The organism is Bifidobacterium sp. UBA6881 (assembly GCA_002451435.1).
In the GTDB taxonomy this organism is placed as follows: Bacteria; Actinomycetota; Actinomycetes; order Actinomycetales; family Bifidobacteriaceae; genus Bifidobacterium.
Genome location: DKCF01000019.1, coordinates 4,247 through 4,512, shown reverse-complemented (window position 1 = coordinate 4,512; position 266 = coordinate 4,247). Strand labels below are relative to the sequence as shown.

At 58.3% G+C, this 266-nt stretch carries 1 pseudogene; it reads right to left on the bottom strand.

The annotated features are described in order from the left end of the window. Window positions 1–149 precede the first annotated feature (149 nt). Window positions 150–266, bottom strand: a pseudogene (locus tag B3C64_RS01370) (amino acid ABC transporter substrate-binding protein); the annotation flags it as partial.

Genomic DNA, 266 nt, shown 5'->3' with positions numbered 1-266 from the left:
ATGGATGACGGCAGCGCCCGCCGGCAGCGCATGGAACGCGGTACCGCATAGAAAAACCTCCCGCCGCATTGCGAACGGGAGGATGGAAACAGGTTAGTCACCTGCGATTGAGGACTCGGCCACGAACAAACCGAGAAAACACCCAAACGTCAGTCGACCTTGCCGCCTTCGACCACGATGTCATCCGGGCTGACTTCGTCGCCGTACACCGGCTTCAGGGTCTTCTCGTAATCCTTGTGGAAGAAGTTCTCCTTGCCGAGCTTGTC